1 protein-coding gene is annotated in these 425 nt (G+C 59.8%); it reads left to right on the forward strand.

Going from position 1 to position 425, the window contains the following annotated elements; all coding sequences use genetic code 11:
- A partial coding sequence (locus tag P0D80_RS51270; protein ID WP_408296645.1) for an ATP-binding protein occupies window positions 1–425 on the forward strand: 425 nt, incomplete at both ends.

Here is a 425-nt window from a genome sequence, read left to right on the forward strand (position 1 = left end):
GCCACGCGGCCGCCCGGCAAGGCTACGATGTCCTGTTCATGACCCAGACCCGGCTTCTCGGCGCGCTGCGCAACGCACAGGCCATCGGCTCCTACGAGCGGCGCTTCCAGGCGCTTGCCAAGGTGCCACTGCTCATCATTGACGATTTCGGACTTAAGCCCATGCGCACGCCCGAAGATGAAGACTTCCATGATCTGATCGCCGAACGGTACGAACGTACATCGACCGTCCTGACCAGCAATCTTGATTTTACGGAATGGGGTGATGCGTTCGCGACCAACAAGATGCTCGGCGCCGCAACGCTCGATCGCCTGCGACATGCCGCGTACCGCGTCGTGCTCGACGGCGAGAGCTATCGTGTTCCACGCCCGATGCCCGAGAGCAACAAATCAGCACTTGCGAAAGGAGGTAAAAACAAGGATTCT

This window comes from Paraburkholderia sp. RL17-373-BIF-A, assembly GCF_046030175.1.
Lineage (GTDB): Bacteria > Pseudomonadota > Gammaproteobacteria > Burkholderiales > Burkholderiaceae > Paraburkholderia.